Origin of the sequence: Microbacterium invictum (genome assembly GCF_014197265.1) — a bacterium.
GTDB classification, from domain to species: Bacteria; Actinomycetota; Actinomycetes; order Actinomycetales; family Microbacteriaceae; genus Microbacterium; species Microbacterium invictum.
On sequence record NZ_JACIFH010000001.1, the window covers coordinates 3,350,025 to 3,366,323 of the forward strand.

The following is a 16,299-nucleotide window of genomic DNA, read 5'->3' on the forward strand; positions in this document are numbered from 1 at the left end:
ACCTCAATTGAGGACGAAGTGCACCGTGCTTGCGTTGCCCGCGACGTCGTACACGACCAGGGAGCTCTCGCCCTGGATCGCGCCGAACGTGCCGGGGCGCAGGAAGTTGACGTCCGACCAGGTGTTGTCGGTGAGGTTCTTCTCGACACCGTTGACCACGACCTTGTCGACCTTGCCGGCGTCGAACAGTTTGAAGCTCACCTGATCGTACGTACTGCCAGTGGCCGCGGTGAAGCCGTCTCCGTCCTTCACCGTGGCCGTGGGGGCGGTGGTGTCGATCGCGAACGCGAACGTTCCCGTCCTGGCGGTGTTGCCCGCGAGGTCCTGAGCGTTGTACTTCACGGTGTAGGAGCCGTCGGGCAGTGCGACCGAGGCCAGGTGCGAGGCGGAGGGCGCTCCGCCGACGGCGGTCTGCGTGCTCTTCACGAGTACGCCGTCCCGGTAGATGTTCGCCACGATCCGCCCCAACCCGCGGTCATCCGTCGCATCGACGCGCAGGGACAGCGTCTGGAAGGGGCCGGCGACGGTCGGCGACGTCAACGTCGCCGTCGGCCTGGTCGTGTCCGGCATCGGTGTGTAGACGTCACCGCGGAAGAACGGACGGGCGAACGTCTCGATCTCGTACTCGATGTAGTCCCGGGACGCCGCTTCGTCGATTGCCCGGACCCGCTCGTTCATGGCCTCGGCGGACGTGTCGGGCCAGACCCCGGTGCGAACGCGTTCATCGACGACTTCCACCGCCGAGACGTATGTCTCGGTCGAGAACGCGCAGTGGCCGGCGGTGTCAACGACCGTCGTGCGGACGAGATCCTGCTTGCCGTTTCTCGTGGCTTCCGCCACATATGAGCTGATCGTCGCGAGCTGGGTGGTCGCGTCGCCGAGAGCCTGGTTGAACAGGATCGGCCGATCGGGGTCGGCGGTGTGGCCGCCCCGACGGTCCACCTCGGCGACGGCAGCGGGGTCGGCCACGATCCGCGGAGCGGCGTCCAGCGTGCGGAGTTCGACCTCGAGGTCCAGCCCCGCCTGGGAGTACATGTCCTGGACGACAGCCCGCAGTTCCGGTCGAACCATCCGGTGGAAGACGTCGACGTAGTCGACACCGTCGTTCCAATTGAATACGCCGCCGGCCGCCTGTTCGTAGTCCCGTCGAATACCCAGACGGGTCTGGAACTGGCCGGCCAGAGTCTCGAACATCGCCTGCTGCAACTCGGCGCTGTCGTCCGGGTCCGGCACGGGCTGGGTGGCGGAACTGCGGACAGGCAGCTGGCCGAGAACATGGGCGAGCGAAATGCGGGCCTTGCCCTCCGGCGTCCCCTGCGCGGCCTGGAGCGCGTCAGCCCAATCGCCGACGAGGGTGCCGTATTGCGCGTCATCGGTCGGGATGTCGACGATCGCGAGCTGCTGTGCTCCCAGCAACTGCTGGGCGGCGAAGGCGGCATCCAACTTGCTGTTGTACGAGGGAATGTAACCGGGCACCGTGCACTGGGCGACGGCGCCGTCGATCTGATCGGGATACGTCTCCATCAGCACAGCGGCCGTGACACCACCCCGGGATCGGCCGTTCGACAAGACGTACTCGGGTGCACCGAACTCCTCGGTGAACACGTCGAGGACATCCAGCAGATCTGCCGCGAAGGCGGGCGCGTCTCCCGCACCGCCGGCGCGTTCGACTCCGGCGCCGGCGAATCCGCGCTCGTACAGGGCCTGATAGCGGGACTGCGACGTATTGAAGTCCAGATCGAGCAGAAGGGTGCCGTTCCATCTACTCGGAAGCACTGCCGTGTACGGATTGCCGTTCGCAAGCGTTCCCTCGATCGTCGTGAGCTCGAGGTCGTCCGCTGCCGCTGCGCCACCTGACGTCGCGACTCCCGCTGCGGCAATGACGGCGACGGCGAGCGGTGCTGCGACGATCGGCAAACGCCGCCGACGTGCTGGATTCGTTCGTTCTCGCATGAGTGCTGGACCTCCATGTCCGCATCGGGGATGAACGCGCGCTCGTTGAGTAGAGAGTAGACTGTAGCGCGCTTGGCGTCCAGTGGTTCGTGTGGCTGTGCGTGAAAGCCCACTCAGCCTGGAGGCGCCGATGCTGACCGGATCGATGACGTGACCGGCACTTTCACCAGCCCACCCGGCGGCTGGCTCTGGCGACCGCTCGTCGGAGTGGCGCTCGGGCAGATCGCACTCGGTATTGCGCGCCCTGCTCTGTCGTATGCCGCTCTGGATCTGGGTGCCGACGGGTTGACGATCGGAATCCTCGTCTCGGCGGCAGCAGTTCTGCCGGTCCTGATCGCGATCCCGCTGGGAACCATCGTGGGTCGTCTCACGCACATCGCCATCGTGCCCGTGGTCTCCGCGCTGGTGCTCGTCGGCAGCTGCGTGCTCGCGGCGATCACGAGGGAGCTCTGGGTGCTCGTCATCGCCAGCGGCCTGATGGGCGCAGCGCACCTCGGGCTTGCGCTGGGCGGTCAGGGATGGATATCACGCTCGGCGCCGCCGCGGCTCTACAACAGCGGCTTCGGGTGGATGGCAGCCGGCGCCTCTCTGGGCCAGGCGATCGGACCGGTGGTTTCGGGCATCGTGGTGGGTCCCACGGCGACGACACGTGAAGGGATATCGGCCGCTTTCTGGATCGCCGCGGCGGTCGGCATGGTCCTCGCGATCGCGTTCACCAGTACGGCGGTGCGCCGCTACGCGACGACCGACCCGGCGGAGCCGACGACGGTGGGCGATGTGCTGCGGGCGCCCGGCGTGCTGCGCTATGTGTTCGTGAGTGCCGCAGTGCTCACCTCTGTCGACCTGCTGACCGCGTATCTTCCGCTGATCGGCGAGAACATCGGGCTGAGCCCGATCACCGTGGGGCTGCTGCTCGGTGTGCGGGGGACGACCTCGATGATCTCGCGCATGTTCCTCGGCCTGCTCGCACGCCGGTGGTCGTCCTCCGGTCTGCTGCTGTGGAGCACTGCCGGTTCGGCGGTGGCGCTGGTGACGGTTGCCCTCTCGAGTCAACCCGTGCTCCTGTTCGCGGCGATGGTGTTCGGCGGGTTCTTCCTCGGTGTGGCCCAGCCGCTGAGTATCACGATCATCATCGCGACACTCGCGCCGCGCGCCCGCTCGCGTGCGCTGGGGGTGCGGATGCTCGGCAACCAGCTCGCGCAGGTTCTCGTACCGCTCGCGGCCGGGGCGCTGGCTCTCGTGCTGGGGCCGGGGGCGGTCTTTCTCGCTCAGGCGGCCGGGCTTATGGCATCGGCAGGGTGGGAACTCGCTGCGCGCCGGGACAGTGCCCCCGAGTAGCGCCCGCGTCAGGCGGTGACGAACCGCACCGAATCCGTGAGCGCCGCGCGGGTGGTTCGGTACCTGTTCACGGGGTGGTCCTCCGCGGGATAACCGAACGCGACTCCGAGGAGCACCTTGCGGTCGGGTGGGATGCTGAAGTGTTCCCGGATGAACGGGGCGGCATAAGCGAAAGCGCCCTGCGGTACGGTGCCGAGTCCCAGGGAATGCGCCGCGAGCAGCAGATAGCCCGCGTACAGGCCCGAGTCGACGGCACCGTATGTGCCCTGTTCGGTCGCGGTGGTGACGATCGCGACGTGCGGAGCTCCGAAGAGCTCCCAGTTCAGAAACGCCTGTCGAGCGCGCGCCGCGCGGTCGTCGTAGCCGATGTCGAGGGCCTCATAGAGCTGCCGCCCGCTCTCGCGCCGGCGTTCCCGGTACACGCCGGTGTACTCCCGCGGGGTGTCGAAGTCCGTGGGTCGCGACGGCCCTTCCGAGCGGATCTGCGCAGTCAGCCCTGCCCGGAATCGCTCCGTGGCGGCTCCGGATGTCACGATCACCTGCCAGGGCTGGGTGTTGCACCACGACGGAGCGAGCTGGGCGAGCGTGAACATGCGCTCGATGGTCGCCGTCTCGACCTGCCGCGGCTCGAAGGCACGGCAGCTCCAGCGTTCGCGCAGCAGTTGTTCCAGAGGGCCGGAGGGGTCGGCAGGAGGTGCATCTAGAGAGTGCGAAGTCGCCATCGAGGTCATCACCGCCGGGTTGTGGAGGGGTCTGTAGGAACAGTATATTATCTACGATGAGGATGTCGAGCGGGGGTCGAGGTCCGGTCTGGGCGTGGTTCGGCCACTCGTGGCGACGGCTCGCGATTCTCATAGCGGCACTGGCCGCGTGTACAGCGCTCATGATTCTCGTCGGTGCCCCGGCACCATTCCTCCTCGGCCCTCTCGTCGGTGGCGGCATCTTCTCGCTTGTCGTGAAGGCGGACTGGGGCGTGCCGGACGCGATCCGCCACGGCGGCGTAGCTGTCGTCGGCGCAGGTGCCGGTGCGCTGATCGATCCGGATGCCGGTGTGAAGCTCTTCGAGTCGCCGCTGGCAATCGTCGGGGGTGTGGTCGTCACCATCATCTTCTCGCTCCTGACCGGGCTGCTGCTCCTACTCTCGCCGCACATCAGTATCGCGACGGCGCTGCTCGGGTCGCTGGCCGGTGCTGCCTCCGGGGTCTCGGCCATGGCTCGGGATGTCGAAGCAGACGAGGTCGTCGTCGCCGCCATCCAATATGCGCGAGTCGTGGTCGTGATCGCCGCCATCACCCTCGCAGCGGCAGTTCTCGGGGCAGAAGCATCGGGTGACGCGAGCGCGCCAGTGGCTGCGGGCGGCTCACTCCTGCTCGATCTCGGGTTCACACTCGTTTCGGCCGGTGGCGGCCTCGTGTTGGCGCGGCTGCTGCCTTTCACCGGAGCGGCGCTGTTGTACGCGACGCTCCTGGCGGTCGTCGCCGCATGGTTGCTCCCGATTCCCGTCGGAATACCTGTTCTGATCCTGGACGCGGGCTATGCGAGCATCGGCCTGGCAGTGGGGTTCTCGTTCACGGTGGCGACAGTGAGAACGCTGCGACGGGTGTTCCCCATCGCACTCGTGCAGATCGTGGTCTGTGTCGCAGGTTCCGCAGGGCTCGGTCTTCTGTTCGCGGAGGTGCTCGGGGTGTCCCCCCTTTCGGGGTTCCTCGCGATGTCGCCAGGTGGGCTGCCCACAGTCGCCGCGATCGCCGTTCAAGCCGGAGACGACGTTGCGCTGATCATCGCCATGCAGCTCCTGCGCATGTTCCTCGCGATCATCACTGCGGTGCTGATCGCCGTGGGTATCAACGGGTACAGCCGACGGGCACGCGGTGGCGCCGTCGACGGCGACGCCCCACCTGGAGGATTGGGTATATAGGATATACTCATCGTGGCGATGCAGCCCAGCAGAGAGGTGCGTTCAATGAAGATCGGATATATCGGACTCGGCGTCATGGGTGCGGGCATGGTGCACAACCTGATCGACGCCGGACACGACGTATACATCCACGACCTTGATCGTGATCGCGGCGCAGAGTTCGAGTCCCGTGGCGCGACGTGGGCGGACAGTATCGCCGAGCTCGGCCGAGAATCGGCAGTGGTGTTCACCTCGTTGCCCGGACCGGTGCAGATGCGCGCCGTCGGCATCGACGAAGGTGGCCTCGTCGGCTCGATGGCTCCGGGCAGCGCGTGGTTCGACCTGACGACCAACTCGCCGGCGACTGTCCGGGAGGTTCACGCTGCGGCGGCGGAGCGGGGCGTACAGGTGCTGGACGCGCCCGTGAGCGGCCGACCGGCCGGTGCGCGTAGCGGAAAGCTCGCGATCTACATCGGGGGCGATGTCGGTGTCTACGACCAGCATCGAGAACTGCTCGATACCATCGGCGACCGCGTGATGTACGTCGGCGGCATCGGCTCGGGCAACATCGCCAAGCTCGCCCACAACTGCGCGAGCATCAGCATCCGCGCGGCGATCGCCGAGGTCATGAGCCTGGGGGTGAAGGCGGGCATGGAGCCGGACACTCTGTGGGCTGCGATGCGGCAGGGTGCGATCGGGAGGGCGCGGACCTTCGACTCGATCGGCAAGCGCTACCTGCAGCAGGCGTATGAGCCGCCGTCGTTCGCGCTGGCGCTGGCGGACAAGGACCTTCGGCTCGCGCTGGAACTCGCGGACGAACTCGACGTTCCGATGAGCGTTGCGCGTACCGCTCAGCAGGACTATCGCGAGGCGCTCGATCGCGGGTGGGGCGGCAAGGATTCGCAGTCGCCGATGCAGTTGCAGAACGAGCGGGGCCGGCGTCGACATCCGGCTGTCGGACGCCCAGGTCGACAAGGTGCTCGAGGAGGGGTGACAGTGAGCGATGAAGAACTGAACGACGATAGCCTCGGGCGCCGGGTGCTCACCGAGTTGATGGGCGAGACCTACCTTCGCGAGAAGGATGCGAAGCGCAACTCCTTCAATGACGTGCTGCACGACTACTCCGCCGACGTCTGCTTCGGCCGGGTGTGGTCGCGGGAGGGGATCGATCGCAAGCAGCGAAGCATCCTGAACATCGCGATCCTGACGGCGATGAACAGGCCGAACCAGCTCAAGAATCATGTCGAAGGCGCCCTCAACAACGGCTGCACCCCCGCAGAGCTCAAAGAGGTTCTCCTGCAGACCGCCGTCTATTGCGGACTGCCCGCCGCGACCGATGCATTCCGTGTCGCGGAGGGCGTGCTCCGGGAGCGTGGCCTCATCGATTGATCGGCGGCGGGGTCTTGCCTTTCGCTGCTATTGAGTATATTTTATTGTACCAACCGACGCCGACGCGAGTTCGCTGATCGGCGGCCAAGGAACAGAGAGGTTCCACGTGAAGAATCACACAAAGATGTCGCGTCGTCGTCAGGCAGTCCGCGGTCTCGCGGCGCTCACAGCCGTTGGAAGTCTTGTCCTGCTCGCCGGATGCGGGGGTGGCGAAGCTCCGGCGGACGACAGCGCAGATGGATTCGAGGCGGTGGCCTCCACCGGCTCCGGCTCGCCGGTCGTGCTGAGCCAGGAAGAGTGGGACGACCTCGTCGAAGCGGCGAAGGCTGACGGCGAGGTCATCATCTACTCCGGACAGCCGGCGTCGGAAGACGTCTTCTCGAAGTTCAGCGAAGCGTACCCAGAGATCGATGTCTCCGTCGTCCGTGAGCCTGCGGGCGACCTCGCGATCCGCATGGACCAGGAAATCGCAGCGAACGTCGCCGGGGCAGACGTCTCGTGGAGCACACAGTACGCATGGGTCGCTCAGCAGGGCGACGCCGGCAGCCTAGCCGCCTTCCAGTACGGGCCCGAGATCGCGGACGCCGGCTGGTCGGAGGCGACGCACGAGGACTACTTCATGCAGCTCCTGGCGTCACCGTACGTGCTCGCATGGCACACCGAGCTCGGAGAGCCCGTCACGGATATCGAAGATCTGATCGCGAAGGCGGGCGATCGACCTGTGGGCATTGCGGAGCCCATCTCCCAGAACGGAATGCACCAGCTCAACGCCTGGGTCGAGGCGTACGGCGAGGACATCCTCGCGGAGCTCGCCGATCTGAATCATCAGGTGATCCGCAGCACCGTGCCGCTGACGCAGAGCCTGGCGGCGGGGGAGACCCACTTCTCGGTGCTGACGACCCCTGACGTGGTCGGTACGATGATCGCCGAGGGCGCGCCCATCGACTACGTCATCCCGGAGGAGAACACCACCGGGTTCGCGTACGGTCCGTCGGTGCTCGCGAACGCGGGCCATCCCGCAGCCGCCCAGCTCTTCGTGAACTGGCTCCTCAGCGAAGACGGCCAGCAGGTGCTCGCCGATGGGCTGGCTCCCGCCGCGTTCCCGGTGCTGTACGACAGCACCGACGGTGCGCTGGACTGGGACTCGATCGACGCGGTCGATGAGCGCGATTGGCCCGAAGAGCGCCGCAACGAGTTCCGGGCGCTCTTCGACAGCTACTTCCTCGGATGAGTCAGGACAGTTCCCCGGCGCCGCTGGGCGGCAGGGTCGCGTGGGTCACAGGAGGATCCTCGGGCATCGGAGCGGCCGCCGCGCAGCTGCTGGCCGCGCAGGGCGCGACTGTCGGCGTCCTCGATCTGACCGAACCCGACAGCTCGCTCGCCTGGGCCTGTTGTGACCTGGCGGATCCGCAGTCTGTCACCGGCGCGGCCGAGGAACTCACCCGCAAGATCGGACCGGCCGATATCCTCGTCACCAGCGCCGGCATCAACGCCTCGCAGGAGGTCGTCGACCACCCCGACGACCTCTGGGAGCGCGTGCTGGCGATCAACCTCTCGGGGACGTTCTACGCGATCCGCGCCTGCCTGCCCGGCATGATCGAGCGGGGTTGGGGACGCATCGTCACCGTCAGTGCTACCGGCGGTGTCCGCGTTCTCCCCGGGAGGGCGGCGTATGGGAGCTCGAAAGCGGCGGTCATCGCCCTGACGAAGGCCGTGGCTCATGAGGGGGCGCCGCACGGCGTCACCGCGAACTCGGTGGCGCCCGGACTGACCGACACGCCGATGGCGGCGGATATGTACGACAACGACGCCGGCACCGCCGTCAAGGTGCTGAACGTATCCAACCCCATGAAAGTCCTCCTCGAGCCCATCGACATCGCCCACGGGGTCGCGTACTTCTGCAGTACGGAAGCACGCTACGTCACCGGTCAGCTTCTGCACGTCAATGGCGGCGCCGTGATGTGAGTCACGCCCCAGCGCCGCACCACACACAAAGGAGAGCACATGAACGCCGCGACCCAGCCTTCAGAGGCGACCGTGATCGTCGAACAGCTCGCCCGCCGATTCGGAGAGGCGGTGGCAGCCCGGGACTGGGATGCCATGCGCGCACTGTTCGATGACGGCGAGTTCAGCTTCAAGACGACCGGCCTCGTCAACAGCACGAACTATGAGGGCCTCGGTCAACAGGGCCCCATCAAGGCGCTGCAGGGATGGATTCCCGACGACTATCAGATCGAGGGCGTGGAGCAGATCGTGACGGACGCCTTCGCCGCGCGCGGCCGCGTCGGCTATCGGCTACGCGTCCGCAAGCCCGAAGGCACCTTCCTGCTCGAGCAGCAGGCGTATGTGGGCCAGCAGGACGGCCGCATCAACTACCTGCGCATCATGTGCGGCGGGTACCGTCCGCTCGACGCCTGACACGCGGTAAGACGGCGGATGCCACGGCCGCAGGGTCGTGGCATCCGCCGTTCCGGGGAAGGACCCGCGGGATCAGCTGGCGTCCGGGGCGACCTGCGCCCAGGCGGCGGTGTACTCGGCGTCGCCGACCGGGCGGTCGAGCATCTCCGTCGAACCCACGGAGAGCACGAAGTACGTCACGAACGAGTCCGGCGAAGCGCCGTGCCAGTGCTCCTCGCCCGCACCGACATGCACGACATCGCCGGGGAGCAGCCGGTGTATGTGGCCGGTGCCGTCCGCGATGATGCCCTCGCCGGTTCCCATGACGATGATCTGGGCGACCTCATGGCGATGCCAGTGATTGCGGCCGCCGGGCTCGAACGCGACGTTGAACGCCCGGACGGGAGCCTCATCGATCACCGGGTCCATACGAAGTACGCCGGTGACCTGGTCAGGCCCGGCCAGTCGCACGGCATCGCCGGTTCGTCCTCTGACGATTTTCATCCGTGTTCCTCCTGCGGTGGTCGGTCGGCTCAGAACGCCAGCGTCGGGTCGATGATCGGTTTGATCTCGGTGAGGCTCTGCATTCCGCGCAGGGCATCGGTGACGCCGTCGAGGCCGAACCGCCCGCTCAGGATGCGGTCGAAGTCGAACTCGTCCTGGTGCGTGCTGAGAAACTGCATCGCCTTCCAGTACTGGGGCTCCGCGGCCGACATCGAACCGATGACGTTCAGATGGTTGCGCATGATCTTCGACGGCTGGATCGAGACCTCATGCGGGCCGACCTGCCCACCGACGAGGAACCGTCCGCCACGACGGACCATGTCGAGGCCCTCCGCGAAGGCGGTGCGCGCCCCCGACCATTCCATGACGATCTCTGCACCGTGCCCGCCGGTGAGCTCGCGCACCGCTTCGACGCGCGCACCCGGCTCGGTCACTGTGAGCACTGACACGATGTCGGTCGCGCCCCACTCCTGCGCGAGATCGAGGCGGGCATCCGGGGCCCCCACCACGATGATGCGCTTCGCGCCCGCCGCCTTCGCCAGCGCGGTGGCGAACAGGCCCAGCGGGCCGGAGCCCTGGATCGCGACGGTCTGCCAGGGCTCGATTGAGCCCAGCCGCTCATAGCCGCCGACGATCGTGCGCAGCGCGCAGCTTCCCGCGGACGCCCATTCGGGCTTCACGTTCGCGGGCACCTTGATCTTGTGCGAGGACGGGTACACGTAGCAGTACTCGGAGAAACCGCCGACCAGGTAGGGGTGACTTTCGCAGTTCGTCCCGTAGCTCTTGCGGTTGGCGCAGAGGTTCGGCTGGTTCGCGACGGCGCAGTGATAACACGTGCCGCACCGTCCGAGCGTGAAGACGATGCGATCGCCGAGCTCAGCGAGCCCGCCGCCCACGTAGGGGACGTCGCCGTTCGCGGCGACGATCGTGCCTGCCATCTCGTGGCCGGGGACGACCGGCGGGATCACGGGGCGGATGCCACCGGCATGCAGCGACCCGTCCCAGACGTGCACATCGCTGCCGCACACCGTGGCCGCATCCACTTTCACGAGGACGGCGCCAGGCTCGAGCTCGGGGATGGGGAGGTCGCGTACCTCGAGGTCTTCACCGAACCCGGTGATGATCGCGGCCTTGCTAGTCTCGGGCAGGGCGGGAGCTATCGACATGTGAGCTGTGCCTTTCTGATTCAGATGGCTTTGGCGGAGCGCAGAGCGTCGACGCTTGCGGCGTCGTGGCCGAGTTCGTCGCGGAGGATCGACTCAGTGTCGGCGCCGAGGGCGCCTGGACGGGTCGGTTCCACCATCGGCGAGTCGGAGAGCAGCACGGGGCTTGCCCAGGTGTGCCATGTCCCATCGGCCTCGGTGGTCGCGCGGAGCATATTGCGGTGGATGAAGTGGGGATCCTCGAGCAGCTCTGGCAGGGTCACCACCGGGGCGCACGGGATGCCCTGCGCCTGCACCACTTTGAAGATCTCGTCCTTGGTGTGGCGACGCGCCCAATCTGAGACGATCTCGTCGACGAGATCGATATGCGCGGCGCGCCCGGACATGTCGTCGAGCCGGGGGTCGTCAGCCCGCGGGTCGCCCATGATGGTGCGCAGGGCACCCCAGTGCGTCGGTGACGGGCACAGGATGGTGATCCATCCGTCAGATGCTTCATAGGCGTTATACGGAGCCACGGCCAGGCCCCCGTGCCGGTTGCCGGTGCGCTCCGGCGAGTTCGCATCGCTGAGCAGGGCGGCGATGTTGGACGAGAGTGCAGGTACGATCGCATCCTGCAGCGCGACCTCCACTTCCTGACCGACCCCGCTGCGCTCGCGCTGCAGCATCGCAGCCAGGATGCCGACCGCGAGATGGGTACCTCCCATGAGATCGACGACGGACGGGCCGGTACGCACGGGCTCACCATCCATGAATCCGGTGGTGCTCATGATGGCGGCGCGAGCCTGGATTGTGAGGTCCATGGCCGTGTCGTCGGCGTATGGACCCGTCGAACCGAACCCGGATCCGTTCGCCAGGATGATCCGCGGATTCGCGGCACGCAGCGTGTCGTACCCGAGGCCCATCCGGTTCAAGGCGCCGGGTGCGAGATTCTGGACGACGACGTCCGCGGTCCGAACCAGTTCGAGGAAGACCTCGCGTCCGCCGTCTGTGCGCAGATCGAGCTTCATCAGCCTCTTGCCGGCGTTCATGAGATTGAACTGCACGGAGTTGCCGGAGCCCGTCGTGGTCGGCAGGAAGCGGTAGGGGTCACCGCTGGGCGACTCGATCTTGATGACGTCCGCGCCCAGTCTCGCCAGCAGGAGGCTACTGTAAGGCGCCATATAGAACTGGCCGATACAGATCACTCGGACGCCGTCAAGTGCCGACATGGGAACCTCCGTTGGTCGATGCCGGGGTATGCAAAACCCGTAACAGTAGATAGTATATACCTGAATGGTCGCTGAGGCCGAACTTCCGAAGTCGGTTGCAGTGACCTGACTGAGTACATAGTCTACTATCTACGAATCGGTCGTCAGCAACCGATTCCCGCAGAGCACATGGACAGAGAGGTCCAGGATCCGAAGATGAGTCTGACTTCCAAAGTCACAGTGAGTGACAGCGCCTACGCGGACACCGCGACGGGCACGCTCGCGGCAGCACGAGGACGCGGCTCGGGCGGCCGGCGCGACCGCCGACCAGCATGGCGGCCGAAAGCGGTACACCTCTGGTATGTGATCGCCGCCATCAGCGTGCTCTTCGTCGTCATGCCGATCGCCATCTTCTACGCCCAGGCGTTCGAAGACGGCGGCGCGGCGATCGGCAGACTCACCAATCTGCCGCGGTTCGGTCAGACGCTCCTGACGACGGTGGCGCTGGCGGTCGGATCGACCGTCCTCGCCCTCGTCGTCGCGGTCGTGATGGCGGTGCTCGTGCAGCGCGTCCCTGCGCGGTTCCGTGGAATCGCGACGATCATCCCGCTGCTGCCGCTGATGGTGCCCCAAGTCGCACTGATCATCGGCTGGGTGTTCGTATTCGCGCCGACGGTCGGTTACGGCAACACGCTCCTGCGGCAGCTGCCGTTCTTCTCCGGCCTGGTCGAGGGCCCCTTCAACGTCTACTCGGCCGAAGCGATCATCCTCATCACCGGACTCGACCTCGCCGGTATCGCCTACACGATGGTGAGCGCGCGCTTCCAGGAGATCCGTGGATCACTGGAGGCTGCGGCGCGGTTGTCGGGGGCTTCCCGCTTCACGGCATTCCGCACCGTGACCCTCCCTCTGCTGCGCCCGGCACTCCTTGCCGGTGCCGTGACCACCTTCCTCCTCGGGCTGGGACAGTTCACTGCTCCGCTGCTGCTCGGTGGCCGTGCCGGCATCGATGTGCTGACCACCGAGATCTTCCGGGTCCGGGAGAGCTTCCCCATCGACTACGCCTTGACCGCGGCAATCGGTCTGCCCCTGGTTGCCATCGGCATCCTCTCGATCGTGTTCCAGCGCCTCACGCTGGGCGACCAGCGGCGCTACGCGTCACAGGGTTCGAGCGGTGGCGTGCCTTCGCGTGAGACCTCGATCTGGGCGTTCGTAATCATCGTGGTCTATGCCGCCGTGACCGTCGTGTTGCCGCTCATCGGGCTGGGGCTCGTCGCCTTCTCGAAATTCTGGAACGGCAATCTGGCGCAGATCGAGTTCACGCTCGACCACGTGATCAGTGGCCTTACCGATCCGGTGCTGCTGTCGTCGGTGCAGAACACGGTGGTGTTCTCGCTGGCAGCGATTCTGATCGCCGTACCGATCGGGTTCATCGGCGCCATGGCCATGACGTCGACGTTCCGAGCTCCGAAGTTCGCTCAGTACGCCCTCGACCTGGCGTTCGTGACGCCGCTGGCGGTGCCACGAGCGGTCCTGGGTATTGCGGTGATGTTCGTCTTCCTGCAGCCCCCGTTCAATCTTTTCGGTAGCCCGTGGCTGTTCGTCATCGGCTACGTCTACATCGTGCTGCCGTTCGCGCTTCGCGCCCAGCACTCGAGTCTGCTGGGGGTCGATCCACGGCTGTACGAAGCGGCGCGAGTCTCGGGCGCGGGCTATTTTCGAACCCTCTGGGGAATCGCACTACCGCTTGCTCGTCGCGGTGTCGCGGCGGCGGCGACAGTGATGTTCATCCTGCTCTCCCATGACTTCGCGGTGTCCGTCATGCTGCGCACGCCGCGCACGTACGTGATGGGGACTCTGCTCTACGACACCTGGACCACAGGGGTCTACCCCGAGGTTGCAGTTCTCGCGCTGGTCATCACCGCCGTGACCGGAATCGGAGTCGCGCTGACGCTATTGGTGGGCGGCCGATCTGCACTGGAGAAGATGTGATGACGACGGAAGCAACCTTGGAAACGACGATGGAGAAGAACATGGCCACGAACACCGCCGAGGCGGACGTGAAGCGCCCCGAGGCGAGCGTCGTCGGGCTGAGCAAGAGCTTCGTCAGCAAGAAGCGCGACGTGCACGCCGTGCGCGGCATCGACCTCAGTATCAGGAAGGGCGAATACGTCGTCGTGCTTGGGCCGAGCGGCTGCGGAAAGTCTACGCTGATGCGTTGCATCGCGGGGCTCGAGCAGCCGACTGCGGGAACAGTCCGGCTGCACGGCCAGACCGTATTCGACGAGAAGAGCGGTGTCGACGTCAAGCCGGAGGCGCGCAACGTCGGCATGGTGTTCCAGAACTACGCCTTGTGGCCCCACATGAGTGTGGAAGCCAATGTGGCCTACCCCCTCAAGCGCCGAAAGGTTCGTGGTCCGGAACGCAGCGCGCGCGTCGCCGAAGTTCTCGAGACCGTCGAGTGTTCGGCGCTGGCCAAGCGGCTGCCCGCCGAGTTGAGCGGTGGCCAGCAGCAGCGGATTGCGCTGGCTCGGGCGCTCGCATCGCGTCCGTCGCTGATGCTCCTGGACGAGCCGCTCAGCAATCTCGACGCGCTGCTGCGCGTCAGCCTGCGCTCCGAGCTGCTGCGGTTGCATCGTGAACTCGGGTTCACTGCGCTGCACATCACGCACGACCAGGCCGAGGCCCTCGAGATGGGTGACCGCGTCGTGCTGATGCGTGATGGCGAGATCGAACAGTCCGGAACTCCCGAAGAGGTCTACACCCGACCGGCATCGCCGTACGCGGCGACGTTCCTCGGAGTGCGCAACAAAGTCACCGCAACGTTGAGCAACGGCCAGGTCTCATACGACGGAGGATGGATCAGGGGCGTCGACAACGTACTCGGAACCACAGAGGGCGCGACCATCAAGGTCTTCGCGCGACCCAAGGATGTGCGGGTCACCCCTCAGTCGCAGCAGGCCCAGGCCGCGCCGACCGGGGATGTCACGCTGGAGGGGCAGGTGGCGCAGGTCGTGCTGTCAGAAGGCGGCACGCACCAGTTCATCGTCGACGTCGGTGGTGCGCAGTGGTTCGCCGAGCAGGGGGATGTCGCCACTGTGCGCACCGGCGACCGCGTCGTCATCTCGGTGGAGCGGTCAGGCGTCCTGCTTTATGACAAGGATGGGCGGCTGTTGCCGGGAAGCGGGAGCAACGGAAAATGACTGTGACGAACCCCTCATCCGGACTGCCGCTCGCCGGCATCCGCGTACTCGATTTCACGCATGCCGCCGCGGGACCCTATGCGGCGATGTTCCTCGCCGATCTCGGCGCCGAGGTCATCAAGGTGGAGAAGCCCGGGCGGGGCGACGGCGCGCGCTACATGGGCGCACCGATGCTGGGCCCCTTGGAGAGCGACTACTTCGTCGCGATCAACCGCGGCAAGCGCGACGTCACCCTCGACCTGCGCTCCGCGGAAGGTCAGGAGGCAGCTCGACGGCTCGCCGCGAACTGCGACATCGTGCTGCAGAACTTCAGACCTGGCGTGATGGATCGCCTCGGCCTCGGCTTCGACTCCCTGAAGGAGCGGCGGCCAGGACTCATCTACGGCTCCATCTCGGCCTTCGGCACTGAGGGTCCGTGGAGTGGGCGGCCTGCCAACGACATCATCCTGCAGTCCGTGAGCGGACTCATGGGGGTCACCGGCGAGGTTGGCGGCGGGCCCGTCCGAATGGGCACGCCGGTCAGTGACTACTCGGCCGGTCTGTTCTGCCTCGTTGGTGTGCTCGCCGCTCTTCACGCGCGCGACGAGCATCCCGAGGGACAGCACATCAAGATCTCGATGATCGATGCCAGCGTCGCACTACTCGCGAACTACATCCCCGTGGTCGCGGGAAAGGGGGAGCGGATACCGCGCCTCGGCCGAGGGCACGCCCAGATCGTGCCGTACCAGGCGTTCGAGTGCAGCGACGGCAACTTCGTCATGGTCGGTGCATTCACCAATGGGTTCTGGCGCAGCCTCTGCGCCGCCGTCGGCCGGGATGAGTGGATCGAGGATGAGCGATTCGCCACGAATGCCGCTCGCGTCGAGCACCGGGAACTGCTGATCCCACAGATCGCAGAGATCATGCTCACGCGCACGCGGGACGAGTGGCAGGATGCTCTGGACGCCGCAGACGTACCGAATTCTCCGGTGCTCGAGCTCCACGAGACGCTGGAGCTCGACCAGGTGAAGGTCAATCGCACCGTGCAGTGGGTCGGCGAAGGTGAATCGGCCGTCCCGACGGTCCGCAATCCGGTGCGCTCGCCGGAGTGGCCTGAGATCGAGCCTCTCAGCCCGCCGCGACTGGGGGAGCATTCGGTGGAAGTACTGCGCGAGGTCGGCGGCATGTCCGATGCCGAGATCGACGAGCTGCTCGCCGCCGGCGTGACAGACACGCCCCTTGCACGGGCAGCGGGCGACTGACCGAGTATCGTCTATACCATCGCGTTT

At 66.4% G+C, this 16,299-nt stretch carries 14 protein-coding genes; 9 read left to right on the forward strand and 5 right to left on the reverse strand.

Annotated features, from left to right (window positions below; all coding sequences use genetic code 11):
• Nucleotides 1-3 precede the first annotated feature (3 nt).
• Nucleotides 4-1,917: a hypothetical protein gene (locus tag BKA10_RS15435; protein WP_183500779.1), complete on the reverse strand. Its 1,914-nt coding sequence runs from the start codon at nucleotides 1,915-1,917 to the stop codon at nucleotides 4-6.
• A 186-nt stretch (nucleotides 1,918-2,103) separates the two neighbouring features.
• Between BKA10_RS15435 and BKA10_RS17000 the strand changes: the two genes are divergently transcribed.
• The gene (locus BKA10_RS17000) at nucleotides 2,104-3,291 is read left to right on the forward strand and encodes an MFS transporter (protein ID WP_183500780.1); all 1,188 of its coding nucleotides are present in this window, start codon (nucleotides 2,104-2,106) and stop codon (nucleotides 3,289-3,291) included.
• Between the two features lie 8 nt (nucleotides 3,292-3,299).
• Here BKA10_RS17000 and BKA10_RS15445 read toward each other — a convergent pair whose 3' ends face one another.
• On the reverse strand, nucleotides 3,300-4,013 hold the full coding sequence (locus BKA10_RS15445) for a nitroreductase (protein ID WP_183500781.1): 714 nt from the start codon (nucleotides 4,011-4,013) through the stop codon (nucleotides 3,300-3,302).
• Nucleotides 4,014-4,069: 56 nt separating this feature from the next.
• On the opposite strand from BKA10_RS15445, the gene BKA10_RS15450 reads away from it, so the two are divergent.
• The 5 genes from BKA10_RS15450 (at nucleotide 4,070) to BKA10_RS15475 (ending at nucleotide 8,995) form a co-directional block, all read left to right on the forward strand.
• Nucleotides 4,070-5,209, forward strand: a complete 1,140-nt coding sequence (locus BKA10_RS15450) for an AbrB family transcriptional regulator (protein WP_183500782.1) — start codon at nucleotides 4,070-4,072, stop codon at nucleotides 5,207-5,209.
• A gap of 45 nt (nucleotides 5,210-5,254) precedes the next feature.
• Nucleotides 5,255-6,577: an NAD(P)-binding domain-containing protein gene (locus BKA10_RS15455; protein ID WP_301549512.1), complete on the forward strand. Its 1,323-nt coding sequence runs from the start codon at nucleotides 5,255-5,257 to the stop codon at nucleotides 6,575-6,577.
• 250 nt (nucleotides 6,578-6,827) lie between these two features.
• Nucleotides 6,828-7,808, forward strand: a complete 981-nt coding sequence (locus tag BKA10_RS15465; RefSeq protein ID WP_183500783.1) for an ABC transporter substrate-binding protein — start codon at nucleotides 6,828-6,830, stop codon at nucleotides 7,806-7,808.
• Nucleotides 7,805-8,542 (forward strand): SDR family NAD(P)-dependent oxidoreductase, encoded by a 738-nt coding sequence (locus tag BKA10_RS15470; protein ID WP_183500784.1) that lies wholly within the window; start codon nucleotides 7,805-7,807, stop codon nucleotides 8,540-8,542. Before BKA10_RS15465 ends, BKA10_RS15470 begins: the two co-directional genes overlap by 4 nt.
• A gap of 39 nt (nucleotides 8,543-8,581) precedes the next feature.
• On the forward strand, nucleotides 8,582-8,995 hold the full coding sequence (locus tag BKA10_RS15475) for a nuclear transport factor 2-like protein (protein WP_183500785.1): 414 nt from the start codon (nucleotides 8,582-8,584) through the stop codon (nucleotides 8,993-8,995).
• Nucleotides 8,996-9,067: 72 nt separating this feature from the next.
• On the opposite strand, the gene BKA10_RS15480 is transcribed toward BKA10_RS15475, so the two are convergent.
• Genes BKA10_RS15480 through BKA10_RS15490 form a run of 3 tightly spaced genes read right to left on the reverse strand, consistent with a single transcriptional unit; the run spans nucleotide 9,068 to nucleotide 11,849 of the window.
• The gene (locus BKA10_RS15480) at nucleotides 9,068-9,478 is read right to left on the reverse strand and encodes a cupin domain-containing protein (RefSeq protein WP_183500786.1); all 411 of its coding nucleotides are present in this window, start codon (nucleotides 9,476-9,478) and stop codon (nucleotides 9,068-9,070) included.
• Nucleotides 9,479-9,507: 29 nt separating this feature from the next.
• Nucleotides 9,508-10,644, reverse strand: a complete 1,137-nt coding sequence (locus BKA10_RS15485; protein WP_183500787.1) for a zinc-binding dehydrogenase — start codon at nucleotides 10,642-10,644, stop codon at nucleotides 9,508-9,510.
• 20 nt (nucleotides 10,645-10,664) lie between these two features.
• Nucleotides 10,665-11,849: a CaiB/BaiF CoA transferase family protein gene (locus BKA10_RS15490; RefSeq protein ID WP_183500788.1), complete on the reverse strand. Its 1,185-nt coding sequence runs from the start codon at nucleotides 11,847-11,849 to the stop codon at nucleotides 10,665-10,667.
• A 195-nt stretch (nucleotides 11,850-12,044) separates the two neighbouring features.
• Between BKA10_RS15490 and BKA10_RS15495 the strand changes: the two genes are divergently transcribed.
• Genes BKA10_RS15495 through BKA10_RS15505 form a run of 3 tightly spaced genes read left to right on the forward strand, consistent with a single transcriptional unit; the run spans nucleotide 12,045 to nucleotide 16,272 of the window.
• Nucleotides 12,045-13,820 carry an ABC transporter permease gene (locus tag BKA10_RS15495; RefSeq protein ID WP_183500789.1) on the forward strand — a complete coding sequence of 592 codons (1,776 nt, stop codon included), beginning with the start codon at nucleotides 12,045-12,047 and terminating at the stop codon, nucleotides 13,818-13,820.
• Nucleotides 13,820-15,031, forward strand: coding sequence for an ABC transporter ATP-binding protein (locus BKA10_RS15500; RefSeq protein WP_183500790.1), 1,212 nt, complete (start codon nucleotides 13,820-13,822; stop codon nucleotides 15,029-15,031). The genes BKA10_RS15495 and BKA10_RS15500 overlap by 1 nt, the downstream gene beginning before the upstream one ends.
• Complete coding sequence (locus tag BKA10_RS15505; protein ID WP_183500791.1) at nucleotides 15,028-16,272, forward strand: CaiB/BaiF CoA transferase family protein; 1,245 nt, start codon at nucleotides 15,028-15,030, stop codon at nucleotides 16,270-16,272. The genes BKA10_RS15500 and BKA10_RS15505 overlap by 4 nt, the downstream gene beginning before the upstream one ends.
• The last annotated feature ends 27 nt before the right edge of the window (nucleotides 16,273-16,299 follow it).